Annotated in this window: 22 protein-coding genes; 16 read left to right on the forward strand and 6 right to left on the reverse strand. The window is 72.8% G+C overall.

Going from position 1 to position 24,480, the window contains the following annotated elements; genetic code table 11:
- The first annotated feature begins 115 nt into the window (after positions 1-115).
- The 6 genes from folE (at position 116) to F9278_RS29070 (ending at position 3,866) form a co-directional block, all read left to right on the forward strand.
- A complete protein-coding gene (gene folE / locus F9278_RS29045) occupies positions 116-721 on the forward strand; it encodes a GTP cyclohydrolase I FolE (protein WP_152170958.1) in 606 nt (201 codons plus the stop codon).
- A gap of 71 nt (positions 722-792) precedes the next feature.
- Positions 793-1,662 carry a dihydropteroate synthase gene (folP, locus tag F9278_RS29050; RefSeq protein ID WP_152170959.1) on the forward strand — a complete coding sequence of 290 codons (870 nt, stop codon included), beginning with the start codon at positions 793-795 and terminating at the stop codon, positions 1,660-1,662.
- Positions 1,659-2,159 (forward strand): nuclear transport factor 2 family protein, encoded by a 501-nt coding sequence (locus F9278_RS29055; RefSeq protein ID WP_152170960.1) that lies wholly within the window; start codon positions 1,659-1,661, stop codon positions 2,157-2,159. Before folP ends, F9278_RS29055 begins: the two co-directional genes overlap by 4 nt.
- A gap of 130 nt (positions 2,160-2,289) precedes the next feature.
- Complete coding sequence (gene folB, locus F9278_RS29060; RefSeq protein WP_152170961.1) at positions 2,290-2,649, forward strand: dihydroneopterin aldolase; 360 nt, start codon at positions 2,290-2,292, stop codon at positions 2,647-2,649.
- Complete coding sequence (gene folK / locus F9278_RS29065) at positions 2,646-3,257, forward strand: 2-amino-4-hydroxy-6-hydroxymethyldihydropteridine diphosphokinase (protein ID WP_152170962.1); 612 nt, start codon at positions 2,646-2,648, stop codon at positions 3,255-3,257. Before folB ends, folK begins: the two co-directional genes overlap by 4 nt.
- A gap of 120 nt (positions 3,258-3,377) precedes the next feature.
- Positions 3,378-3,866: a DUF3180 domain-containing protein gene (locus F9278_RS29070; RefSeq protein WP_152170963.1), complete on the forward strand. Its 489-nt coding sequence runs from the start codon at positions 3,378-3,380 to the stop codon at positions 3,864-3,866.
- A 34-nt stretch (positions 3,867-3,900) separates the two neighbouring features.
- Here the strand turns inward: F9278_RS29070 and F9278_RS29075 are convergent, their stop codons facing one another.
- Positions 3,901-5,802: a phosphatidylglycerol lysyltransferase domain-containing protein gene (locus F9278_RS29075; protein ID WP_193241689.1), complete on the reverse strand. Its 1,902-nt coding sequence runs from the start codon at positions 5,800-5,802 to the stop codon at positions 3,901-3,903.
- A 193-nt stretch (positions 5,803-5,995) separates the two neighbouring features.
- Between F9278_RS29075 and F9278_RS29080 the strand changes: the two genes are divergently transcribed.
- Both F9278_RS29080 and F9278_RS29085 read left to right on the forward strand, forming a co-directional pair.
- Complete coding sequence (locus F9278_RS29080) at positions 5,996-7,120, forward strand: alpha/beta hydrolase (protein ID WP_152170965.1); 1,125 nt, start codon at positions 5,996-5,998, stop codon at positions 7,118-7,120.
- Positions 7,121-7,388: 268 nt separating this feature from the next.
- Complete coding sequence (locus tag F9278_RS29085) at positions 7,389-9,104, forward strand: hypothetical protein (RefSeq protein ID WP_226967009.1); 1,716 nt, start codon at positions 7,389-7,391, stop codon at positions 9,102-9,104.
- Positions 9,105-9,373: 269 nt separating this feature from the next.
- Here F9278_RS29085 and F9278_RS29090 read toward each other — a convergent pair whose 3' ends face one another.
- A complete protein-coding gene (locus F9278_RS29090) occupies positions 9,374-10,648 on the reverse strand; it encodes a PH domain-containing protein (RefSeq protein WP_226967339.1) in 1,275 nt (424 codons plus the stop codon).
- Between the two features lie 200 nt (positions 10,649-10,848).
- Positions 10,849-11,373 carry a PH domain-containing protein gene (locus tag F9278_RS29095; RefSeq protein ID WP_226967010.1) on the reverse strand — a complete coding sequence of 175 codons (525 nt, stop codon included), beginning with the start codon at positions 11,371-11,373 and terminating at the stop codon, positions 10,849-10,851.
- 31 nt (positions 11,374-11,404) lie between these two features.
- On the opposite strand from F9278_RS29095, the gene F9278_RS29100 reads away from it, so the two are divergent.
- Positions 11,405-12,574 (forward strand): NADH-quinone oxidoreductase subunit D, encoded by a 1,170-nt coding sequence (locus F9278_RS29100; protein ID WP_152170966.1) that lies wholly within the window; start codon positions 11,405-11,407, stop codon positions 12,572-12,574.
- Positions 12,575-12,727: 153 nt separating this feature from the next.
- Here F9278_RS29100 and F9278_RS29105 read toward each other — a convergent pair whose 3' ends face one another.
- Positions 12,728-13,732 carry an SAM-dependent methyltransferase gene (locus F9278_RS29105; RefSeq protein ID WP_152170967.1) on the reverse strand — a complete coding sequence of 335 codons (1,005 nt, stop codon included), beginning with the start codon at positions 13,730-13,732 and terminating at the stop codon, positions 12,728-12,730.
- Between the two features lie 208 nt (positions 13,733-13,940).
- Between F9278_RS29105 and F9278_RS29110 the strand changes: the two genes are divergently transcribed.
- Together F9278_RS29110 and F9278_RS29115 are read left to right on the forward strand one after the other, a co-directional pair.
- Entirely contained in the window at positions 13,941-15,143 is a 1,203-nt protein-coding gene (locus F9278_RS29110) for a sensor histidine kinase (RefSeq protein ID WP_152170968.1), read from the forward strand.
- Positions 15,144-15,300: 157 nt separating this feature from the next.
- The gene (locus F9278_RS29115; protein ID WP_086759975.1) at positions 15,301-15,972 is read left to right on the forward strand and encodes a response regulator transcription factor; all 672 of its coding nucleotides are present in this window, start codon (positions 15,301-15,303) and stop codon (positions 15,970-15,972) included.
- Between the two features lie 172 nt (positions 15,973-16,144).
- On the opposite strand, the gene F9278_RS29120 is transcribed toward F9278_RS29115, so the two are convergent.
- Positions 16,145-17,251: a DUF5937 family protein gene (locus F9278_RS29120; protein WP_152170969.1), complete on the reverse strand. Its 1,107-nt coding sequence runs from the start codon at positions 17,249-17,251 to the stop codon at positions 16,145-16,147.
- A gap of 73 nt (positions 17,252-17,324) precedes the next feature.
- On the reverse strand, positions 17,325-18,497 hold the full coding sequence (locus F9278_RS29125; protein WP_152170970.1) for a threonine aldolase family protein: 1,173 nt from the start codon (positions 18,495-18,497) through the stop codon (positions 17,325-17,327).
- Positions 18,498-18,707: 210 nt separating this feature from the next.
- Between F9278_RS29125 and F9278_RS29130 the strand changes: the two genes are divergently transcribed.
- Genes F9278_RS29130 through F9278_RS29150 form a run of 5 tightly spaced genes read left to right on the forward strand, consistent with a single transcriptional unit; the run spans position 18,708 to position 24,179 of the window.
- Positions 18,708-19,664, forward strand: coding sequence for a Rossmann-like and DUF2520 domain-containing protein (locus F9278_RS29130; protein ID WP_152170971.1), 957 nt, complete (start codon positions 18,708-18,710; stop codon positions 19,662-19,664).
- Positions 19,661-20,662, forward strand: coding sequence for a pantoate--beta-alanine ligase (gene panC, locus F9278_RS29135; protein ID WP_152170972.1), 1,002 nt, complete (start codon positions 19,661-19,663; stop codon positions 20,660-20,662). Before F9278_RS29130 ends, panC begins: the two co-directional genes overlap by 4 nt.
- Positions 20,659-22,374 carry an L-aspartate oxidase gene (locus F9278_RS29140; protein WP_152170973.1) on the forward strand — a complete coding sequence of 572 codons (1,716 nt, stop codon included), beginning with the start codon at positions 20,659-20,661 and terminating at the stop codon, positions 22,372-22,374. The genes panC and F9278_RS29140 overlap by 4 nt, the downstream gene beginning before the upstream one ends.
- 5 nt (positions 22,375-22,379) lie before the next feature.
- Entirely contained in the window at positions 22,380-23,366 is a 987-nt protein-coding gene (nadC, locus tag F9278_RS29145) for a carboxylating nicotinate-nucleotide diphosphorylase (RefSeq protein ID WP_152170974.1), read from the forward strand.
- A gap of 15 nt (positions 23,367-23,381) precedes the next feature.
- Entirely contained in the window at positions 23,382-24,179 is a 798-nt protein-coding gene (locus F9278_RS29150) for a type III pantothenate kinase (protein WP_152170975.1), read from the forward strand.
- Positions 24,180-24,480: the final 301 nt, after the last annotated feature.

A 24,480-nucleotide genomic window follows, 5' to 3' on the forward strand; every position in this document is an offset into this window, starting at 1 on the left:
GCCGCGCCCCCCTGGATTTAGCCTGGGGGGCGCGGCATTTTCATATGGCCGGAACATGGCCGAAAGTTGAGACGTGTAGTCCGTACGCGTCGCAGGCTCAGGAGCGAGGCACGACATGACCGACCCCGTGACGCTGGACGGCGACGGCAGCATCGGCGAGTTCGACGAGAAGCGGGCCGAGAACGCCGTACGGGAGCTGTTGATCGCGGTCGGTGAGGATCCCGACCGGGAGGGGCTCAAGGAGACGCCGGCGCGGGTGGCGCGGGCGTACAAGGAGATCTTCGCGGGGCTGTGGCAGCGGCCGGAGGACGTGCTGACCACGACGTTCGACCTCGGGCACGACGAGATGGTGCTGGTGAAGGACATCGAGGTGTACAGCACCTGCGAACACCATCTGGTGCCGTTCCGGGGCGTCGCCCATGTCGGGTACATCCCGTCGACCAGCGGCAAGATCACCGGTCTGTCGAAGCTGGCGCGGCTCGTGGACGTCTACGCCCGGCGCCCGCAGGTGCAGGAGCGGATGACGACGCAGATAGCCGACTCGCTGATGGAGATCCTGGAGCCGCGCGGGGTGATCGTGGTCGTGGAGTGCGAGCACATGTGCATGTCGATGCGGGGCATCCGCAAGCCCGGCGCGAAGACCATCACGTCGGCGGTCCGCGGCCAGCTGAGGGACGCCGCCACCCGCAACGAGGCGATGAGCCTCATCATGGCCCGCTGACCGCCCCCTTGCCCCACCCGTTGCCCGGGAGCGGCTCATCCCTCCCGCCGCCGTGGGCCTAGGCTTGACGCATGAGTAAGCAGAACCGGCGTGGGCAGGTGGCCGGAATGCCCCGGTGGGACCGTTGTGCGGTGATGGGTGTCGTCAATGTCACCCCGGACTCCTTCTCCGACGGTGGCCGCTGGTTCGACACCACGGCCGCGGTCAAGCACGGCCTGGACATGGTCGCGGAGGGCGCGGACCTGGTGGACGTGGGCGGGGAGTCGACCCGTCCCGGTGCCACCCGTGTCGACGAGGCCGAGGAACTCCGGCGGGTCGTCCCCGTCGTACGAGGACTGGCCTCCGAGGGTGTCACCGTCTCCGTGGACACCGTGCGCGCCGCCGTCGCCGAGCGGGCGCTCGCGGCCGGCGCGACCCTCGTCAACGACGTCAGCGGCGGCCTCGCCGACCCCGCGATGATCCCGGTGGTCGCCGACGCGGGCGCCCCCTTCGTCGTGATGCACTGGCGGGGCTTCATGCAGGGCGGCGCCAACGTCGAGGGCCTCTACGAGGACGTCGTCACCGAGGTGCTGGAGGAGCTGCACGCGCGCGTGGCGGCCGTTCTGGAGGGCGGTGTCGCGGCGGACCGCGTCATCGTCGACCCGGGCCTCGGCTTCTCCAAGAACGCCGAGCACGACCTCACCCTCCTCGCCCATCTCGACCGGCTGCACGGCCTCGGCCACCCGCTGCTGGTCGCAGCCTCCCGCAAACGGTTCCTCGGCCGGGTGCTGGCGGGCCCGGAGGGCGCCCCGCCGCCCGCGCGGGAACGGGACGCCGCCACGGCCGCCGTGTCGGCCCTCGCCGCCCAGCAGGGCGCCTGGGCGGTCCGGGTGCACGAGGTCCGCGCCACCGCCGACGCGGTCCGGGTGACCCGCGCGATCGAAGGGGCCCGGGAGCGGTGAGCGCTCCCCACCTCGACGTCGAACAGGTCGAGCTCGCCAACCGCGCCTTCTACGAGGCCATGGAGCAGGGCGACTTCGAGACGCTCTCCGGGCTCTGGCTGACCCCGGCCGACGTGGGTGTGGACGAGGAGTTCCACGACCCCGCCGAGACCGGTGTGATCTCCTGCGTCCACCCCGGCTGGCCGGTCCTCACGGGGCGCGGCGAGGTGCTGCGGTCGTACGCGCTGATCATGGCGAACACGGAGTACATCCAGTTCTTCCTCACCGATGTGCATGTGTCGGTCACCGGCGACACGGCGCTCGTCACCTGCACCGAGAACATCCTCAGCGGGGGTCCCGCGCCGGACGGCGACGAGCTGGGGCCGCTCGTGGGACAGCTGGTGGTCGCCACGAATGTGTTCCGCCGCACATCCGACGGCTGGAAGCTCTGGTCGCACCACGGTTCCCCGGTGCTGACCGAATCCGACGAGGACGAGGGGGACGACTCGCCCACCTGAGTGGGTAGGCGACGGAAACGCCCGGTGAACCCTGCCGGTACGTGGGGGGACGCGAGCCGCCGTGGGTGAGCTCTGTCGGTGCTCGCAGGTAGATTCGAAACCGTCGTCGACGATTGCAGGAGTGATTCGCGTGGATCGTGTCGCGCTGCGCGGCCTCAGGGCCCGCGGGTACCACGGGGTGTTCCCGCACGAGCGGGCGGAGGGCCAGACGTTCGTCGTGGACCTCACCCTCGGGCTGGACACGCGCCCGGCCGCGGCCGACGACGATCTGGCGAAGACCGTGCACTACGGGATCGTGGCGGAGGAGGTCGTCGCCATCGTCGAGGGCGAGCCGGTGAACCTCATCGAGACGCTCGCCGAGCGCATCGCCCAGGCCTGCCTGAAGTACGACGGGGTCCAGGAGGTCGAGGTCGGCGTCCACAAGCCGAACGCGCCGATCACCGTCCCCTTCGACGACGTGACCGTCACCATCACCCGGAGCCGAGTATGACCGCGTTCTTCACCGAGGGTCAGAGCGACCCGACCGTACAGCCGGTGCCCGCCTCCGTCGTGCGGAAGGTGGACGAGGCGGACACGACCCTGCAGAACCCGCGCCGGGCCGTGCTCTCCCTCGGCTCCAACCTGGGCAACCGGCTGGAGAACCTCCAGGGCGCCATCGACGCGCTGGAGGACACCCCCGGCGTCCGCGTCAAGGCCGTGTCGCCGGTGTACGAGACCGAGCCGTGGGGGGTGGCGCCGGGCAGCCAGCCCTCGTACTTCAACGCGGTGGTCGTCCTGAAGACCACCCTGCCGCCGTCCTCGCTGCTGGAGCGGGCCCAGGCCGTCGAGGAGGCCTTCCACCGGGTGCGGGACGAGCGCTGGGGGCCGCGCACGCTGGACGTCGACATCGTGGCGTACGCGGACGTCGTCTCCGACGATCCGGAGCTGACCCTGCCGCACCCGCGCGCGCACGAGCGGGCCTTCGTCCTCGCCCCCTGGTACGACGTCGAGCCGGCGGCCCAGCTCGCCGGCCGGGGCCCGGTCGCCGCGCTGCTGGACGACGTCACCGGCGAGGGTGTGGCTCCCCGCGCCGACCTGGAACTCCACCTGCCCGAGTAGTCGTTAAGGTCTACCGGGTCGGGATCATCCCCGACGCCGTCGGGATCACCGGCCGGGCGGACCACCCGGCGCCCGGGGATCCCGGCTTCCGTGGACCATCGGGCTCGTCGAAGGGGCATCGTGAAAGAGCTGCGCATCAGGACGCTGGCCGCGGTGTTCGTCGTGGCGGGGGTGCTGTCCTGGGCCGGGGCCAGGCTGTGGAACTCGGTGGGCACGCTGCCGAGCGTCCCGCTGGCCGCCCCCATCGTGCTCGCCCTGATCGCCGCCGTCCTGACGGCCACCGCGCTGTCCCTGCGGAACCGGCTCAAGGCCCAGCGGGAGCGCCGGCCCGACGCCAAGGGCGTGGAGCCGCTGATGGCCGCCCGCGCGGTCGTCTTCGGCCAGGCCAGCGCCCTGGTCGCCGCGCTCGTCGCCGGGATGTACGGCGGCGTCGGTGTCTTCCTCCTGGAGTACCTGGACGTCCCGGCCCGCCGCGACCAGGCCATCTACGCCGGGTTCTCCGTCCTCGCCGCCATCGGCGTCATAGTGGCCGCCTTCTTCCTGGAGCGGGTGTGCAAGCTCCCGGAGGACGACGACACGGGCGGTGGCGGGGCGGCGCGGGCGACGTGACGTCGGGCCCGCACCGCCCCCACGGTTTCCTCGCTCAAACGGCGTTGCTCGCGGAGCGCACCGTATGCGCGCACGGCGCCGGGGGCTTCGCGCGGCGGCGCAGTGCGCGGGGCAGGGCGAGGCTCACGAAGCCCTCGGCCCGCATCGCCGCGAGGCTGATGCGGGGCAGGTCGCGTGAGGTGGCGTAGACGACGAAGCGGGGCTCCCACCGCGGGCGGAACTTCGCGTTGAACTTGTACAGCGACTCGATCTGGAACCAGCGGGAGAGGAAGACCAGCAGCCCGCGCCAGGCGCGCAGGACCGGTCCCGCGCCGATCTTCTCGCCGCGCGCCAGGGCCGCGCGGAACATCGCGAAGTTCAGGGAGACGTGCGCGACGCCCAGCCGGGGGGCCGCCTGGAGGGCCGCGACGATGAGGAGTTCGTTCATCCCGGGGTCGGCGGAGCGGTCGCGGCGCATCAGGTCCAGGGAGGCGCCGTCCGGGCCCCAGGGCACGAAGTGGAGCACGGCCTTCAGATCGCCGTACGCACCCGGGACCTCGTCCGCCCACCCGTCTCCCACCACCACCCTGCCTGAGGCGCTCCGCGCCACCCCTTCGATTCTGTGCGCCGTGGCGATGAGGCAGTCGCCGTCGGCCGGGTCGCCGATGCGGCCGAGCGCCATGGAGAAGCCGCGCTCGGTGTCGGTGCCGCGCCAGTCCTCGGCGGCGCGGCGGATCCGCTCCAGCTCCGCCTCGCCGAGGTCACGGACGCGCCGGACCCGGGTCTCGTAGCCGAGCCGCTCGATGCGCTTCACCATTTGACGCACGTTGCGCATCGCGCGTCCGGCGAGGGAGAAATCCGCGACGTCCACCACCGCCTCGTCCCCCAGTTCGAGGGCGTCCAGGCCGGTCTCCCGGGTCCAGACCTCCGCACCGGTCTCCGAACAGCCCATCACGGCCGGGGTCCAGGAGTGCGCCTTCGCCTCGTCCATGAAGCGTTCGATCGCGCCGGGCCAGGCCTCGACGTCGCCGATCGGGTCGCCGCTGGCCAGCATCACACCGGAGACGACCCGGTACGTCACCGCCGCCTTGCCGCTGGGGGAGAAGACGACCGCCTTGTCGCGGCGGAGCGCGAAGTGGCCGAGGGAGTCCCGGCCGCCGTGCCGGTCGAGCAGGGCCCGCAGCCGTACCTCGTCGTCGTCGGTGAGCCGGGCCGCCGGGTGTTCGGGGCGGAAGGCCAGATAGACGGTCGTGAGGGCGGTCAGCAGACCGAGGGCGCCGAGGGAGAAGGCGACCGTCCAGGACGTGGTGCCGGCGTAGTCCACCGGCCCCTCGAAGCCGAACAGGCCGTAGATGACGTGTTCGAGCCGGTCGGCGAGGCTCGGGTCGCCGACCATCCGGCCGGGATGCGCGCTGACCACCAGCAGACCGAGCACGATCGAACCGGCGCCCATCAGCACGAAGTTGGCGAGCGCCCGCCAGCGGCTGGTCGGGTCGGGCAGGGCGCGGAACTCGTCGCGGTGGCGCACCAGCGGGATCAGCAGCGCGAGCGAGACGAGGACACCGACGAGCGAGTGCCGGTAGGTGAACTGGGCGATCGCCCCGGCCGGGAGCAGGATCACGGCCGCGCGCCAGGCCCGCCGCTTGCGTCGGCGCAGACCGTGCGCGAGCAGGAGCAGCAGAACCCCCGTGCTCAGCGAGAGGGCCGCGGCGAACGGGCCGAGCGCCCCCGGGAGCACCTCGGCCAGGGTGTGCATACGGCTGTTCCGGAAGCGGGGGAACACCCCCGCGGCGATGTCCACGAGTCCGACGAGCGTGCAGGCCCTGGCGACCAGGGCGGGCACGGCCTCGGGGCGCGGGCCGTTCAGTGCGCCGCGCACGGCGCCGTAGCCGCGCCGGACGGCGCTCGCCGGGAGGCGGTTCGATCGGTCCGACCGGACCGGAACCCCACCCGACATTTCCCCATCTGTCCTGACAGACATCGCATCCCGTAGTTCCGCGAGTGAGCTTGGATCCGGTGCCTTTTCCGGCATCCGGCGACATTGCGCCCTCTAGGACGGCGCCTTGGCGAGGGAGGTTCACTCTCCATCGGAAAGCTGAACCAAAGGACAAGGAAAGACAAGGAATGGAAGGGCGGCGGGGGACAACCCGATGGGTCTTACGAGCGACAAGGTGCTGGTGCTGGCGGTGTTGTCGGCCGTGCTGCTGTTCATCGGCACGGTGTGGCTGTGGCCCCGGCTGGCCCGTCGCGGCTGGCGGGCGGTCGGCGGCCGGATCGTCGTCCTGCTGGCCACCCAGGTCGCCGTCTTCGCGTCGGTCGGCCTCGCCGCCAACCAGGCCTTCGGGTTCTACGCCAGCTGGGCCGACCTCCTCGGCCGGGAGACCGGCCAGGGCGTGGTCGTCGACCACGACGGGGCCGACACCGGTGGGCCGTTGCGGGTCGTCGACACCCAGCGGGTCGACGTGGCCGGCGGCGCGCGGCCCGAGGCCGGCAGCCAGATCCAGAAGATCGAGATCGTCGGCCGTACGAGCCGGATCGCGAGCCCGGCGTACGTGTATCTGCCGCCGGAGTACTTCCAGCCCCGGTACCGCACCCGCACCTTCCCGGCCGCCGTCGTCCTCACCGGCTGTCCCGGGACCGCCGAGGCGCTCGTCAAGGGCCTCCACTTTCCGCGGACGGCCCACAAGTTGGCCCGGAACGGCGAGGCACAGCCGATGATCCTGGTGATGCTGCGGCCGACCGTGGCGCCGCCGCGCGACACCGAGTGCGTGGACGTCCCCGGCGGGCCGCGCACCGAGACCTTCTTCGCCCGGGATCTACCGGACGCCGTGGGCCACCACTACAGGGTCGGCAAGAAGCCCGGGAGTTGGGGGATCATCGGCGACTCGACCGGCGGCTACCGCGCGCTGAAACTCGCCATGCACCACCCCCGGGTGTACGCCGCCGGGGCGGGCCTCTCGCCGTACTACAAGGCGCCGATCGACGCGACGACCGGAGATCTCTTCCAGGGGAACAAGACCTTGCGGAACGAGGCGGACCTGTTCTGGTATCTCGAACACCGCCCCGCGCCGGACACCTCTCTGCTGGTCACCAGCAGCAAACAGGGGGAGACCAACTACCGGGCCACGCTGGAGTTCATCGAGCGGGTGAAGGAGAAAGAGCCGACGCGGATCTCGTCGATCATCCTCGACAGCGGCGGGCACAACTTCAACACGTGGCGACGGGAGATCCCGGCGGCGCTGCAGTGGATCAGCGGCCGGCTGAGTGATCGGTAATTCACCGGAATCCCCGGGTGGGGATGAAGCGGAGGGCCGAGCGGAAGAGGGGGCGGAGGAGGAAGCGGGGGAGGAAGCGGGGGAGGAAGCAGATGTGGCCAAGGCCGTTCTGGATTCAACCGGGTTGATCCAGTAGAGGAGTCGCCGGTGGGCGCATTGGTGCACCGGCGGTGAGGGAGCTTGTGAGGGCTTGTGAGGGCTTGGGTGGCGGCTGAGTTTTTGCGGCCCGGGGCACCATCATTCGCCTACGCGCGGTAAGTTTCTGGCCATGCCACGTGGACGTCACCGCCATTCACCTCCTCTGCACAGGCTGCTGCCCCCCACGGCTATCGCGGGCGTCTCGCTCGTCTGCGCCCTCGGGCCCTGGGTGTTCTCCGAACCGTCGGTGCTACGGGTCACCGCGGCCGTCGCGGCGGCGACCGCTGCCGTGGGCGCGGCGGTCATGCGCCGCTGGGACGTCGAGGCGGGCAAACGCGTCGCCGACCTCACGCGCGCGCGGGCGAGCGACGAGTGGCGGCACGAGGAGAAGGTCGCCGAACTCGAGACCGACCTCGACGAATCGCGCGAGCTGCGCACCAAGCTGGAGCACAAGCTCCGCGCCAAGCGCACCGAACTCGCGGGCCTCCGCAACGAGCACGCCGCGCTGCTGCGCCGGTACGCCACCGCCGAGACCGAGCGGGCCAGCGCCCTGGAGGGCCGCCGCCTGCTGGAGATCGAGGCGACGGCTCCGGAGGACGCGCGGGCGCTGCCGGCGGCCGACGCGGATGTGGACACGGATGCGGATGCCGCTTCGAGTTCGAGCGAGGGTGCGGAGGCCACGGCTACGACCACGACCACGACCACGACCACGGCCGCGGATCAGGCATCGCCGGTGCCGCCGCAGGGGGTTCCCGCGGCGGGGGCGCCCTGGGCTTCGTGGGAGACGGCGTCCAAGGCAGCGGCGGCCAACGCGGCGAAGGCATCGAAGGCCACGCAGACTTCGGAGGACGGGGCTGTGGCTGCCCCGATCTCCGTGTTCTCGCCGGCCGGTTCCTCGCTCTTCCTGCGCGCGAACTCGGCGTTGGACCGGATCATCACGCAGCGGGGGGCGGCGAAGGAGGAGAACGAGGCCGAGGCTGAGGTCGAGGCGGAAGCTGAGATCGAAGCGGAGGTCGAGGCGGCGGCGGAGACCGAGGTCGAGGCGGACGCCCACGGCGACGCCGAGACCGCTGTGGACGAGGCCGAGTTCGCTGAAGGCGCCGACGACGCTGCCGACGTCGATGCCGACGTCGATGCCGATGCCGACGACGCCGTTGACGTACCGGACGACGAGCCGGTCGTAGACCCCGCTGCCGAGTCGACCTCCGGCGAGGCGGAGGCCGACGAGCAGTCGCCGAAGGGGGAGTCGCCGAAGGGGGATTCGCCGAAGGACGGCGGGGGCGGGCCTTCTCCCAAGGGTGATCCGGACGGGCCGACCGATGGCGGCACCCGGCAGGGACGTTCCGCCGAGGCGGCGGAGGAGCCGGTTCCGGTGCTCACCGCCGAGGAGGACGACGCGGCGGGGAAGTCCGTGGCGGTACGCGGGCATGAGCGCGCCGCCGCCGAGCCCGCACCGGCGGTGTCCGCCCCGGCACGGTCGAACGGCGTGGCCGAACTGACGCGCGTGGAGCCGCCCGTGGTGCCCGCGCTGCCGCCGGCCGGTCACTTCACGGTGCCCACCGCCGTGGCCGTGGTTCCGGCCGCGCCGCAGCGACGGGCGGCCGTCGAGGGCGGGTTCGACTTCTTCGGTACGCAGAAGGACGCGGAGGCGCTGGAGGCCGTGCAGAACGAGGACCTCGCCGACGTGGTCGGCCAGGAGGCCCTCGCGCTCCACAAGGCCGAGTCCGAGGCCCGGTTCAAGCACGCCGACGAGGCCTCCCGAGGCGTCGGCCAGGTCATCGACCTCACGGTCCACGACGAAACGGAACAGATCGACGTACAGGGCCTGCGCACGGCGGCGTCCTGACCCCACGGCACGGAGTGGCCCGACCGTGAGACTCGTTGGGCCACCACCACCGGGGGCTGGCCGCCACCCCTGCCCCGCTTCCCCGCCCCCACCCCCGCCTCCTACTGCGGGCAGTCGTGCCGCTAGGGGCGGCACGGGTGGGCGCAGCGGCACCCGGCAAGCGCCGGTGAGCGAAACCCCGCCCGAGCCGAGCCGAGCCGAAGTCGCCGGGCGCCCCACAGCCACCGGACCCCGACACACCCCCACCACCCACCACCACCCGCTACCCGCTACACCATCCACCGATCCGGCAGAGCCTCCCGCCGCCCCGTCCGCGACCGCTCCGCCTGCGCCCGCAGCAGCTCCGCCGCCTCCCCGCCGTCCCGCAACCGCGCGGTCACCGTCTTGTTGGCCCCGGTGTCGACACGCACATCGGCGAGCCCCTTGTACCGCTTCCAGGGCCCCTGGGACAGCCGTACGCTCTGCACCTTCGCGTGCGGCACGAGGTCGAGCCGCCGCCGCAGCAGCCCGTGCCGCGCCGCGAACACGTGGTCGCTGACGGCCAGCCCGTACCCCCGCCACCACACCGGCACGCACCACCGCGCACGCCCCGGCGGCCGTACGAGCGCCGTCGCGTCCGGCACGGTCACCCCCGGCAGCACCCGCGCGATCACCGCCTCGGCCACCTCGCGCGGCGCGACCGGTACGAGGACGGAGTTCGAGGAGCCGGCCACGTCCAGCTCGACCCGGACCCACCCCCGGCGCCGCCACAGCAGCGGTTCGACGACGCGTACGGTCTGCACCCGGCCGGGCGGGACCGTCTCGTGGGCCCGGTCGAGGAGCCCGTGGTCGATGCGGAGCCCGTCGGGGGAGTCGCCGACGGTCCAGTCGTACTCCGTGACGAACCGCCCCACACTGCTCGCCCCGGCCGCGCCGAGCAGCGGCAGCGCGGTCGCGAGGACGGTCCACACGCTCTCCGTGGCGAACCACAGCGCGGACGGCACCACGACCGCGCCGACCAGGGTCGCCCAGGTCGCGCCGGTCAGGACGAGGGACATGGCCAGCACGCCCGCCGGGACCTTCAGCAGCTGCCGTACGGGCGCCTCGCCGACCTCGTGCGCGGTCTCCGGCGCGAAACCGGCCGCGCGGGCCAGGAGTTCGGCCCGTAGCGCGCCGGCGTGCGCCTCGCCCAGGTAGGCCAGCTCGTCCTTCTTGTCGGTGCCGACGACGTCGAGTTTGAGTTTGGCGACGCCCGCGATCCGGGCGAGCAGCGGGCGGGTGACGTCGATGGCCTGAATGCGTTCCAGGCGGATGTGGGCGGTGCGGCGGAACAACAGGCCGGTACGGATGCGCAGTTCGCTGTCGGTCACCGCGAAGTGGGTGAACCACCAGGTCAGGAAGCCGTACAGGGCGGCGGCCGGGACGAACACCGCGAGCGCGATCAGCAGGGTCGTCGTGTCGAGCCGCATCAGCTGCCGCTGCGCCCCGTCCGGATCGTGCACGCCCCAGCCGATCAGCACCGCCACCGGCGCCCAGGCCCGCCGCAGCGGCGTCACCGGATGCAGCCGATGCTCGACGACCGGCCTCTCCCCCGCCCCGGCCTCGCCCTCGGCCCCTGGCTCAACCGCATCAACCGCATCGACTGCATCAACCGCATCAACCGCATCAACCACATCGACGGCATCAACCGCATCGACGGCGTCGACGGCCGCGCCGCCCGGCGGCTCCGCCCGTACCGTGTCGTCCGCGTCCCGTGCCGGCACCGTCACAGCCCCGCCGATCGGGCCTCGCCCAGCTGGGTGAGGCGGTCGCGCAGGCGTTCGGCCTCGGCCGGGTCGAGGCCCGGGATACGGGCGTCCGTGGCCGCCGCTGCCGTGTGGAGCTGCACGCTCGCCAGGTCGAAGTGCCGCTCGACGGGCCCGGAGGTCACCTCCACCAGCTGCATCCGCCCGTACGGCACCACGGTCTCCTCGCGCCAGAGCACACCCCGGCTGATCAGCAGGTCGTCGGCCCGTTCGGCGTACCGCCACGACCGCCAGTTGCGGCCCAGCATCGGCCAACCCCATAGCAGCAGAGCCAGCGGCAGCAGCGCGAACGCCGCCCACGGCGGGCCCGCGAGCCAGCCCGGCAGCACGGCCGTGGCGATCGTGATCGGCCCCAGCCACACCACCAGCAGCAGCCGCCTCATCCGCAACAGCCCGTGTGGCAGCCCCGTCCAGACCGGCTCACCCTCCGCGCGCCCGCCGCCGTCTTCCACGGTCTCCACGCTCCCCAAGCTCCCCGTCTCCATTCCGCCAGCGTACGTACGACAGACTGTGTCCATGACTCCCCCGACGGAGACCGGGCAGACCCGCGAGACGACGGTCGGTATCGGCGGTGCCGCCGAGAGCACGGACATGGTGCTCAACATCGGCCCGCAGCATCCGTCCACCCATGGTGTGCTGCGGCTGCGGCTCGTCCTCGACGGCGAGCGCATCCAGCACGCGGAACCGGTCATCGGCTATATGCACCGGGGCGCGGAGAAGCTCTTCGAGGCCCGCGACTACCGCCAGATCATCATGCTCGCCAACCGCCACGACTGGCTCTCCGCCTTCTCCAACGAGCTGGGCGTCGTCCTCGGTGTCGAACGCATGCTCGGCATGGAGGTCCCCGAGCGCGCCGTCTGGACGCGTACGCTCCTCGCCGAGCTGAACCGGGTCCTGAACCACCTGATGTTCCTCGGCTCGTACCCGCTGGAGCTGGGCGGCATCACCCCCGTCTTCTACGCCTTCCGGGAGCGCGAGGAGCTCCAGAACGTCATGGAGGAGGTCTCCGGCGGGCGGATGCACTACATGTTCAACCGGGTCGGCGGCCTCAAGGAGGACCTTCCGGCGGGCTGGACCGCACGCGCGCGTGCCGCTGTCGCGGACGTCCGCTCCCGTATGGGCGTCTTCGACGACCTGGTCCTCGGCAACGAGATCTTCCGGGGCCGCACCCGCGACGTGGGCGTCCTCTCCCCGCAGGCCGTGCACGCGTACGGCGTCAGCGGCCCCATCGCCCGCGCCTCCGGCGTCGACTTCGATCTGCGGCGCGACGAGCCGTACCTCGCCTACGGCGAACTCCAGGACGTCCTGAAGGTCGTCACGCGCGAGGAGGGCGACTGCCTCGCCCGCTTCGAGTGCCTCCTGGAACAGACCCAGAACGCCCTCGCGCTCGCCGACGCCTGCCTCGACCGGCTCACCGACCTGCCGCCCGGCCCGATCAACCAGCGCCTGCCGAAGGTCCTCAAGGCCCCCGAGGGCCACACCTACGCCTGGACCGAGAACCCCCTCGGCATCAACGGCTACTACCTGGTCAGCAAGGGCGAGAAGACCCCGTACCGGCTGAAGCTCCGCTCCGCCTCGTACAACAACATCCAGGCCCTCGCCGAACTGCTGCCGGGAACCCTGGTGGCCGACATGGTGGCGATCCTGGGCTCGCTGTTCTTCGTGGTGGGGGACATCGACAAGTAGGCGGGCGGGGAGGGGGAGGGTTCGGAGTTCAGACTGATCCTGAGGGAGAGGGTCCGGAAGTCGAACCAACCCACGGGGAAGGTCCGGAAGTCGAACCAACCCACGGGGAAGGTCCGGAATTCAAACCCAGTCGCGGGCGAGCAGGTCCGGAAGTCAAACCGAGTCGTGCGGGAGCGGGTCCGGAATTCCTACCGGCTGGAGCAGCCAGCCGAAGTCGCCCAGTCCGCCCGGCGCGGTCAGTTCGGCGGCCTCGCCCGCGCCCGCCAGGGCCCGTACGTACGCGGCGGGGTCGGTGGTCGCCAGGGAGAGCGGCGGACGGCCGGCGGTGACCCCCAGGGCGCGCAGGGCCTCCCGCTGGGTGAGCAGCCGGGCCCCCGGCAGCGCGCACGCGTCCAGCGCCACATGCGCGGTGATGTCGCACGACCCGTCCGGCACCGGCGCGGCCTCCCGCCCCTCCCGGAACCCCGTGAGCGTCCCGAAGGGCGGCCGGGAGCCGACTAGGTGCGCGTAGTCGACCGCGACGGCGAGCCCTCGCTCGACCCCCGCCACGGCCGCCGCCCACGCGCGGTCCCTCGGCAGCCCGATCTCGGCCCGCAGCCCCTCCTCCGGGTCGAGCGGCCACCACCGGCCCAGCCACTCCGCCTCCTCCCCGCCGACGGCCGCCCCGAGCAGCTCGCTCCCGTCCTCCCGTACGAGAACCAGCCGGACCACGCCCGCCGCGTCCACCTCGACGACCTCCACGGGTACGTTGTCCAGCCACTCGTTGGCGAACAGCAGCCCCGTGATCCCCCGCGGCGGTTCGGTGAGCCACTCGATGCGGTGATCGAGACCGGAGGGCCGGGCGGCCAGTTCGACGGCGTACGCGCGCGTGCGGGCCGCGACCTCGGCGGGCAGCGCGTCCAGCACGCCGCCCACCAGCTCCCCGTGCCCGGCCCCCATGTCCACGAAGGCCAGCTCCCCGGGCCTCCCCAACGCCTCGTCGACCCGGCACAGCAGCCGGGCCACGGCGGCGGCGAAGAGCGGAGAGGCGTGCACGGACGTCCGAAAGTGCGCGGCGGGCCCGCCCGCCCGCAGGTAGAAGCCCCCGGCCCCGTACAGCGCCTCCTCGGCCGCCACCCGCCAGGGCCGCGCCCCGTCAGGGGCGCGGGGCCCTGACATACGCGTCTCCGCCGCGTGGGCGGGATCAACCCCACACGACCCGCAGCCGCAGACCAACGCGTCCTCCCGAGCTCGTAGGCGATCCGTAGCAGGGTCAGGCTAAGCGGAACGGCTAACGCCGCCTCCACCTTGGGGAGTACATGCCCCCGTCATGGATCGACCCTCCGGTTGACCCCGGCGCACCGCCCCCTTCCCTACGCTGGGTTACGTGCAGCGCCTCTATGACTTCCTCCGCCGGCATCCGACATGGGTCGACAGCTTCTGGGCCGTCGTCCTGCTCGGGGTGACCCTGGCGGGCGGAGCGATCGACCCCGACTACGCGAACGACATGAACGAGACCGCGTTCGTGGTGATCACGCTCGCCCTCTGCCTGTCGATCGCCCTCCGGCGCCGCATGCCCGAGAAGATGCTGATGCTGGCCGCCGCTGCGGGCATCGCGCAACTGATCCTCGACGTGCCGAGAATCCCTGCCGACTTCGCGATGTTCGTGGTCATCTACACGGTCGCGGCGAACGGCGCCCGCTGGGCCTCCTGGTTCGCCCTCGGCGGCGGCCTCTGCGCGGCGTCGCTGGGACAGCTGCGCTGGACCGAGGACGACACCGGCTCGATGGGCAACGCGGTGCTCGCGTTGTTCCTGACCGTGCCCTTCGCTCTGGCCTGGGTGCTCGGCGACTCCCTGCGCACCCGCCGCGCGTACTTCGCGCAGCTGGAGGAGCGCGCCGCCCGGCTGGAGAAGGAGCGCGAGGCGCAGGCCAAGGTCGCCGTCGCCGCCGAGCGCGCCCGCATCGCCCGTGAGCTGCACGACGTCGTCGCGCACAACGTCTCCGTGATGGTCGTCCAGGCCGACGGTGCCGCGTACGTCCTCGACGCCGCCCCCGACCAGGCGAAGAAGGCCCTGGAGACGATCTCCTCCACCGGCCGCCAGGCCCTCGCCGAGATGCGCCGTCTGCTGGGCGTGCTGCGCACCGGGGAGCACAAGGAGGTCGGCGAGTACGTCCCGCAGCCCGATGTCGAGCAGATCGACGACCTCGTCGAGCAGTGCCGGGTCGCCGGGCTGCCCGTGGACTTCACGATCGAGGGCACCCCGCGCCCGCTGCCCAGCGGGGTGGAGCTGACGGCGTACCGCATCGTGCAGGAGGCCCTCACCAACACCCGCAAGCACGGCGGCCCGAACACCGGTGCGAGCGTCCGGCTGGTCTACTTCGACGACGGCCTCGGTCTGCTCGTCGAGGACGACGGCAAGGGCGCGCCCCACGAGCTGTACGAGGAGGGCGGCATCGACGGTCAGGGGCACGGGCTCATCGGGATGCGCGAGCGCGTCGGTATGGTCGGCGGCACGCTGGACGCGGGCCCCCGCCCCGGCGGCGGTTTCCGGATCAGCGCCCTGCTGCCCCTGAAGCCCGCGCACTGACACGGTCATGCCACCCGCTGACACCCGCAGACATGACACTCGCAGACATGACACTCGCAGACATGACACTCGCGGGCGTGACATCGAGGGCGTGACGGCAGCGGGCGTGACAGCCGACATCTGTATCCGTACGTATCCGTAGACGGAAGAGGACCCGATGGCGATCCGCGTAATGCTCGTCGACGACCAGGTGCTGCTGCGCACCGGGTTCCGGATGGTGCTGGCGGCCCAGCCGGACATGGAGGTCGTGGCGGAGGCGGGCGACGGCGTCGAGGCGCTCCAGGTCGTCCGGGCGACCGAGGTGGACGTGGTCCTCATGGACGTCCGGATGCCGAAGCTGGACGGCGTCGAGGCCACCCGGCGCATCTGCGCCGACCCGAACCCGCCGAAGGTCCTCATCCTGACCACCTTCGACCTCGACGAGTACGCCTTCTCCGGGCTGAAGGCGGGTGCCTCCGGCTTCATGCTCAAGGACGTACCGCCCGGTGAGCTGCTGGCCGCGATCCGTGCCGTGCACAGCGGTGACGCCGTGGTCGCGCCCTCCACCACGCGGCGGCTGCTCGACCGGTTCGCGCCGATGCTCCCGAGCACCGGCACGGAACCCAAGCACAAGGAGCTGGAGCGCCTCACGGAACGCGAGCGCGAGGTCATGATCCTGGTCGCCCAGGGCCTGTCCAACGGCGAGATCGCCGCCCGTCTCGTCCTCTCCGAGGCCACGGTCAAGACCCACGTCGGCCGCATCCTCACCAAGCTGGGCCTCCGCGACCGCGTCCAGGTCGTCGTCCTGGCCTACGAGACGGGGTTGGTACGGGCCGGCGGACACGGCTGAGCCACGCCATCGGGAGCGCGTGCCCCGGGTGTGGTCGGCGCGCAGGAGATCCGGCGACGTACCGCCTGGCGGAACGCCCCGCCGAGCCGCGAGAGTCGGGCCGCCGAGCGACTCGCCCACTGCTGGGCAGCCCGTTCAGCCTCCTCGGCGGCCCTTCCCGCCACCGCTGCCGCTACCTCAGCAACCCCTCCAGGAAGTCGCTCCCCAGGCGGGCCACGACCGTCACGTCCAGCTGGTGCAGTACGTACCGCCCGCGCCGACGGGTCCTCAGGAGGCCCGCCTTCCTGAGGACGGCCAGATGGCGGGATATCTCCGGCGGGGTCACCCCGTGCGTCTGGGCCAGCTCGCCCGTGGTGTACGCGCTGCGGGCGAGATTGCGGCACAGGCGCATACGGGCGGGGTGGGAGGGCGCGGTCATCCGCAGGGCGAGCTGTTCGACGGAGGGCGGGGCGGCGGGCTCGGCCGCGCTCACCGGGTACTGGATCACCGGCTGCCAGCCGAACCGGTGCAGGACCGTGAGATGGGGCCGGCCGAGGCTGGTCGGCACGAACAGCAGGCCGCCGTCGCCGGTGTCGGTGCGGCTTTCGAGCAGCTTGTCCACGGTGATCCGCGCCGCGCGCTCGTCGAGGGCGATCGAGGGGGACATCGCGGTCAGCGCCCCGGCCAGGCCCTTGTGCCGCAGCACCTCGGTCTTGTGGCGGGCGTCCGCCGCGAGCGGGTGGCTGAGCCGGGACCAGGTCTCGGCGAAGAAGGCCTCGCCGCAGTCCTCCAGGAACTGCCGCAGCCAGGCCCGCACCGCGGGCGGGTCCTCCAGCAGCCGCCGGGTGAACCGCGCCTGCCGGGGCCCGCGCGCGGCGGCCGGCTCCAGGGCCAGTCGGCGGGTCTCCGGATCGGACAGCGCGTTCCGCTCGCGTGTGTCGTACCCGGGGGTGCAGACGAACTCCAGCCCGGCGTCCACGAACTGGTCGTCCGTCAGCTTGTCCAGCAGATCCAGGTCGTCGGCGAGCGTCCCGCCCGGGAGCGTGCTCCGGCCCGGGATCCCGGCGTACGGCATGAACAGGTCCGAGAACGTCGAACGCCACAGGAAGTCGGCCTCGCACATCCGGTCGGCGAGATGCGGGTCGAGGCGGGCGGTCACCCCCGTCACCCAGCCCTGGAGCCCCGGATGATGGCCGGGCTCGGACAGCACATGCAGCGCCATGCCCAACTCGGCCAGCGGCGAGGGCACGACGGCCACCCGCTCCCGCCGCAGCCCGCCGATGTCGATGCGCACGCTCATGCCCACATGGTGCACCCGACCACTGACAACGCCCCCGGCCGCCCGCTCCTCGGGCCACCCGCTCCCGGGTCGCCTACTCCCCGGCCACCCGCTCCGCCAGCGCCACGAAGTCCGCCGCCGCCTTCCGCACGTCGTCCGCCGTCCACTCCAGCGCGGCGGACCGTACCTCGATCTCCGTGACGGCCATGCCCGGCCCGCCGCGGTCCCAGGGGCGGGCGAAGAGCAGCGTGCCCGTCCGCTCGCCCTGCCGGACGGCGGCCTCCGCGACGACGTCGACCTCGTACGGCAGCCAGACCTGGAACTCGTTGGTGTGCGGCTCGCCGGGGTGCACGCGCGCCCACGGCAGCCCCGCCGCCGCGAACCCCTCGCGCAGCCCGGCGGCCACCACGCGCGCGTGGCGGACGTACTCCGGCAGCCGGGGCAGCTCGCGCTCCAGGCCGACGAGGGCCGACAGCGCGGTGGGGAACTGCTGGAAGAGCTGCCCGCCGTACCGGTGCCGCCAGGCCTTCGCCTCCTCGATCAGCGTCCCGGGACCGGCGAGCGCGGCACCGCCGTAGGCGCCGAGGGACTTGTAGAACGACACATAGACGCTGTCGGCGAGCGCCGCGATCTCGTGCACGGGACGGCCGAAGTGGGTGGCGGACTCCCACAGGCGGGCCCCGTCGAAGTGGACCACCGCGTCCCGCTCGCGGGCCGCCTCGGTGATCTCGGTCAGCTCCTCCCAGGAGGGCAGCTCGAAACCGGTCTCCCTGAGCGGCAGTTCGAGCATCAGCGCCCCGAAGGGCTCGTCGAGTCCGCGTACGTCGGCGGCGGTCGGCAGCCGTGGCTCGCTCGTCAGCCGGACCGGACGCAACCCGCTGACCTGGCTGAACGCGTGCCGCTCATGCACCTCGGGGTGGGCCAGCGGGTGCAGGGCGACGGCCGGGTTCCCGGTGCGGGCCGCCCAGCAGCGCAGGGCCACCTGCTGGGCCATCGTGCCGGTGGGGAAGAACGCGGCGGCCTCCGTGCCGAGCAGCGCGGCGGTCCGCTCCTCCAGGGTCTCGACGACGCCGTTGCCGTACATGTCGGCCGTCCGGTCCAGGTCGTAGACGTCCCCGGCCGTCTCCAGCAGCGCCAGCCGCTCCCGGACCGTCGCCAGCGCGCTCGGCCGCGCCAGCACCCGCCCGGCCGCCCGGTGGGCGGCCTGCCGCCGCCTGTACCGCAGCGCCACCGGGGATTCCTCGGACGTCTCCGCCGTTTCGCTCATCCCGGGATCATGCCCCGGCCCCCTGCCGCCCGGCACCCGGATTTCCGGCCGGATACCGGTCGCGCCCGGACTCACGTAGGCGACCTGCGGAAACGGCCCTCGGCCACCCACAGCCTGTGGACAACCGGACGCCCCTCGAACCAATCGCGTTAACATGACGAGAAATCGTCCGGTACCCAGAGCGGACTGGAACGGGAAGGCCACCACCGAGTGAGTACATTCCAGCAACCGGAGCCGAAGGACCGCCCCGCGCGGCTCACCGTCGGCGTGGTCGGCGCCGGCCGCGTCGGTCCCGCGCTGGCGGCGTCACTGCGACTGGCCGGGCACCGCCCGGTGGCCGTCTCGGGGGTCTCCGACGCCTCCCGGCGACGCGCCGCCGAACTGCTGCCCGAGGTGCCGCTGATGCCCCCCGCCGACGTGCTGCGCCACGCCGACCTGGTCCTGCTGACCGTCCCGGACGACGCCCTGCCGGGACTGGTCGAGGGCCTCGCCGAGACCGGTTCCGTCCGGCCCGGACAGCTCCTCGTGCACACCTCCGGGCGGTACGGCGCGCGCGTGCTGGACCCCGCGCTCAGGGCCGGGGCGCTGCCGCTGGCACTGCACCCCGCGATGACGTTCACCGGGACCCCGGTGGACGTGCAGCGGCTCGCCGGGTGCTCCTTCGGCGTCACGGCCCCGGACGAACTGCGGATGGCCGCCGAGGCGCTCGTCATCGAGATGGGCGGCGAGCCCGAGTGGATCGCCGAGGAGAACCGGCCGCTCTACCACGCGGCCCTCGCCCTGGGCGCCAACCACCTGGTGACCCTGGTCGCCCAGTCCATGGAGCTGCTGCGCACGGCCGGTGTCACCGCCCCCGACCGCATGCTCGGCCCGCTGCTCGGCGCCGCCCTGGACAACGCCCTCAGGTCGGGCGACGCGGCCCTCACCGGCCCCGTCGCGCGCGGGGACGCGGGCACGGTCGCCGCGCACGTCGCCGAGCTGCGCGCGCACGCCCCGGCGACCGTCGCCGGCTATCTGGCGATGGCCCGCGCGACCGCCGACCGGGCCCTCGCCCACGGCCTGCTCAAGCCGGAGCTGGCCGAGGACCTCCTCGACGTCCTCGCGGGCCACGCGGACGGCGCCACCGGAGCGGGCGGCAGCGACGGCACCGAAGGGAACGCCCGATGACCACCACCGTGCTGCGCACCGCCGACGAACTGCACGCACGCGCGCGTACGGGCCGCCGGGCCGTCGTGATGACGATGGGCGCCCTGCACGAGGGCCACGCCACCCTGATCCGCACCGCGCGCGAGATCGCCGGCCCCGCCGGCGAGGTCGTCGTCACCGTCTTCGTGAACCCCCTCCAGTTCGGCGCGGGCGAGGACCTCGACCGCTACCCGCGCACCCTGGACGCCGATGTCAAGCTCGCCGAGGCCTCGGGCGCCGACGTGGTGTTCGCCCCGGCCGTGGACGAGGTCTACCCGGGCGGCGAACCCCAGGTCCGGATCACCGCCGGTCCCATGGGGGAGCGGCTGGAGGGCGCAGCCCGCCCCGGGCACTTCGACGGCATGCTCACCGTCGTCGCCAAGCTCCTCCACCTCACCCGCCCCGACGTGGCGCTCTACGGACAGAAGGACGCCCAGCAGCTCGCCCTGATCCGCCGCATGGTCCGCGACCTGAACTTCGGCATGGAGATCGTGGGCGTCCCGACCGTCCGCGAGGCCGACGGCCTGGCCCTGTCCAGCCGCAACCGCTATCTGTCCGCCGAGGAGCGCCGTACGGCCCTGGCGCTCTCCCAGGCGCTGTTCGCGGGCCGCGACCGGCACGCCGCGCAGGAGGCGCTGCGCGCGCGTGCCCGCGAGGTGCCCGCCACGCGCGCGCGTGCCGAGGCGCTGAGTGCGATCGGCGAGTCCCGTGCCGCCGCCGACGCGCACGCCATGGCCAAGGCCACCCCCGGCGGTCCCGCCGCCGTCCGCGCCGCCGCCCGGCTGGTCCTCGACGAGGCCCTGCGCATGAAGCCGCCGCTCGCCCTGGACTACCTGGCCCTGGTCGACCCGTCCGACTTCACCGACATCCCCGACGGCTTCACCGGCGAAGCCGTCCTCGCCGTCGCCGCCCGGGTGGGGACGACCCGGCTGATCGACAACATCCCCCTCACCTTCGGAACCTTCGGAGCCGCCTCGTGACGAGCACAGGCATACGACTGCACGCCCCAGCTCCCGGCTGGTCCGTCTCCGCCGACGTCGTGGTCGTCGGCTCCGGCGTCGCCGGTCTCACCGCCGCGCTGCGCTGCGAGGCCGCCGGCCTGCGCACGGTCGTCGTCACCAAGGCCCGACTGGACGACGGCTCCACCCGCTGGGCCCAGGGCGGCATCGCCGCCGCCCTCGGCGAGGGCGACACCCCCGAACAGCACCAGGACGACACCCTGGTGGCCGGCGCGGGCCTGTGCGACGAGGAGGCCGTACGGCTGCTCGTCACCGAGGGGCCCGACGCGGTGCGCCGGCTGATCGAGACCGGCGCCCACTTCGACGAGTCGGAGGAGGGCGGCCTGGAGCTGACCCGCGAGGGCGGCCACCACCGCCGCCGGATCGCCCACGCGGGCGGCGACGCCACCGGCGCCGAGATCTCCCGGGCCCTCGTCGAGGCCGTACGCGCGCGGGGCCTGCGCACGGTCGAGAACGCGCTCGTCCTGGACCTCCTGACCGACGCCGACGGCCGCACCGCCGGTGTCACCCTGCACGTCATGGGCGAGGGCCAGCACGACGGCGTGGGCGCCGTCCACGCGCCCGCCGTCGTCCTCGCGACGGGCGGCATGGGCCAGGTCTTCTCGGCGACCACCAACCCGTCGGTGTCGACGGGCGACGGCGTGGCCCTCGCCCTGCGCGCGGGCGCGGAGGTCTCCGACCTCGAATTCGTGCAGTTCCACCCGACCGTGCTGTTCCTCGGCGCGGACGCGGAGGGCCAGCAGCCCCTGGTCTCCGAGGCCGTGCGCGGCGAGGGCGCCCACCTGGTCGACGCCGACGGCACCCGCTTCATGCTCGGACAGCACGAACTCGCCGAGCTGGCACCCCGCGACATCGTCGCCAAGGGCATCACACGCCGCATGCTGGAACAGGGCGCCGAGCACATGTACCTGGACGCCCGGCACTTCGGCGCCACCATGTGGGAGCACCGCTTCCCGACGATCCTCGCCGCCTGCCGCGCCCACGGCCTCGACCCGGTCACCGAGCCCATCCCGGTCGCCCCGGCCGCCCACTACGCCTCCGGCGGCGTCCGCACCGACTCCCACGGCCGGACCACCGTCCCCGGCCTCTACGCCTGCGGCGAGGTCGCCTGCACCGGCGTCCACGGCGCCAACCGGCTCGCCTCCAACTCCCTCCTGGAGGGTTTGGTCTACGCCGAGCGCATCGCCGCCGACATCGCCGCGGCCCACGCCGGCGACGGCCTCCACGCGCGCGTGCCGCAGCCCGTCCCGTACGACGGGAAGCCCGCGCACCCGCTGCTCGCGCCGGAGATACGGTTCGCGATCCAGCGGACCATGACCGAGGGCGCCGGTGTCCTGCGCTCCGAGGCCTCCCTGGCGACCGCCGCCGGGTCCCTGGACCGGCTGCATGCGGCGGCCCGCGACGCCCTTGCCGAGAACGGCAAGACCGCCGAGCCCGGCGTGGACACCTGGGAGACCACCAACCTCCTGTGTGTGGCCCGGGTCCTGGTCGCCGCCGCCCGGCTGCGCGAGGAGACCCGCGGCTGCCACTGGCGCGAGGACGAGCCCGACCGCGACGACGCCGCCTGGCGCCGCCACATCGTCGTACGGCTGAATCCGGACCGGACGCTCGCCGTACACACCACGGATACCGCAGACTTCCCCCCGACCCGGCCGCATCACCAGGAGCAGTGACAGACGTGAGCACCCCCGAACTTCCCCTCGCCTCCGGCGGCGGCTGCGGCGACGGCTGCGCCTGCGGCGCCGACGACGGGCTGACCGACGAGGAGTATCTGGAGTGCGGGCTCGACCCCGCGCTCGCCCAGCTCCTGGCCGATGCCGGACTCGACCCCGTGGAGGTCGAGGACATCGCCAACGTCGCCATCCAGGAGGACCTGGACCACGGCGTGGACGTCACCACGGTCGCCACGATCCCCGAGGACGCCCGCGCCACCGCCGACTTCACCGCCCGTGAGGACGGCGTCGTGGCGGGCCTCAGGGTCGCCGAGGCGGTCCTCTCGGTGGCCTGCTCCGACGAGTTCGAGGTCGAGCGGCACGTCGACGACGGCGACCGCGTGGTGGAGGGACAGAAGCTCCTCAGCGTCACCGGAGCCACCCGTGACCTCCTCACCGCCGAGCGCAGCGCCCTGAACCTGCTGTGCCGCCTCTCCGGCATCGCGACCGCCACGCGCGCGTGGGCGGACGCCCTGGAGGGCACGAAGGCGAAGGTCCGCGACACCCGGAAGACGACGCCGGGGCTGCGGTCCCTGGAGAAGTTCGCGGTCCGCTGCGGTGGCGGCCTGAACCACCGGATGTCGCTGTCCGACGCGGCCCTCGTCAAGGACAACCACGTGGTCGCGGCGGGCGGTGTCGCGCAGGCCTTCAAGGCGGTGCGCGAGATGTTCCCCGAGGTGCCCATCGAGGTCGAGGTCGACACCCTCCACCAGCTCCGCGAGGTCATCGACGCGGGCGCCGACCTGATCCTCCTGGACAACTTCACCCCGGTCGAGTGCGAGGAGGCCGTGGCGATCGTCGACGGCCGCGCCCTGCTGGAGGCCTCGGGCCGGCTGACCCTCGGCAACGCGAAGGCGTACGCGGACACGGGCGTCGACTTCCTGGCGGTGGGAGCCCTGACGCACTCGTCTCCCATCCTCGACATCGGCCTCGACCTGCGCGCGGCCGAGTAGGGACGGGGACGGGCCATGCTGCTGACGATCGACGTGGGCAACACCCACACCGTCCTCGGTCTGTTCGACGGCGAGGACATCGTCGAACACTGGCGCATCTCCACGGACGCGCGCCGCACCGCCGACGAACTGGCGGTCCTCCTCCAGGGCCTCATGGGCATGCACCCGCTGCTCGGCGAGGAACTGGGCGACGGCATCGACGGCATCGCGATCTGCGCGACCGTGCCGTCCGTCCTGCACGAACTCCGCGAGGTGACCCGCCGCTACTACGGCGACGTGCCCGCGGTCCTCGTCGAGCCGGGGGTGAAGACGGGCGTGCCGATCCTCACCGACAACCCCAAGGAGGTCGGCGCGGACCGCATCATCAACGCGGTCGCGGCGGTCGAGCTGTACGGCGGGCCCGCGGTCGTCGTGGACTTCGGTACGGCGACGACGTTCGACGCGGTCAGCGCGCGCGGGGAGTACGTCGGCGGTGTCATCGCCCCCGGGATCGAGATCTCCGTCGAGGCGCTCGGGGTCAAGGGCGCGCAGCTGCGGAAGATCGAGGTGGCCCGGCCGCGGAGTGTGATCGGGAAGAACACCGTCGAGGCCATGCAGTCCGGCATCGTGTACGGGTTCGCCGGGCAGGTGGACGGTGTGGTGGGGCGGATGGTGCGTGAGCTGGCCGACGATCCCGAGGAGGTGACGGTGATCGCCACGGGTGGGCTGGCGCCGATGGTGCTCGGGGAGTCCTCGGTGATCGACGAGCACGAGCCGTGGCTGACGCTGATCGGACTGCGGCTGGTGTACGAGCGGAACGTCTCGCGTCTTTGAGGGGTGTGTCGACTCTGCTGCGCAATTCGGCTGAGCAGCAGGGACCCGCTGGGAAAGCCGCACCGGCCACCGCGTCATCGCAGGTCGCGGTCCGGGCGGCGGAGGCTCCCTGGAATTGCGCAGCAGAGTCTGCGTCGTCCGTCTGCGGGTCGGTGGGGCTTCTCGCGCCGTTCCCCGCGCCCCTCAAGGGCCTGCGCCCCTCAAGGGCCTGCGCCCCTCAAGGGCCTGCGCCCCTCAAGGGCCTGCGCCCCTTCAGGGGCGAAAAGCGAGGGGCGCAGCCCCTGCTTTTTCAGGGGCGCGG

Source organism: Streptomyces phaeolivaceus (assembly GCF_009184865.1).
Classification (GTDB): Bacteria; Actinomycetota; Actinomycetes; order Streptomycetales; family Streptomycetaceae; genus Streptomyces; species Streptomyces phaeolivaceus.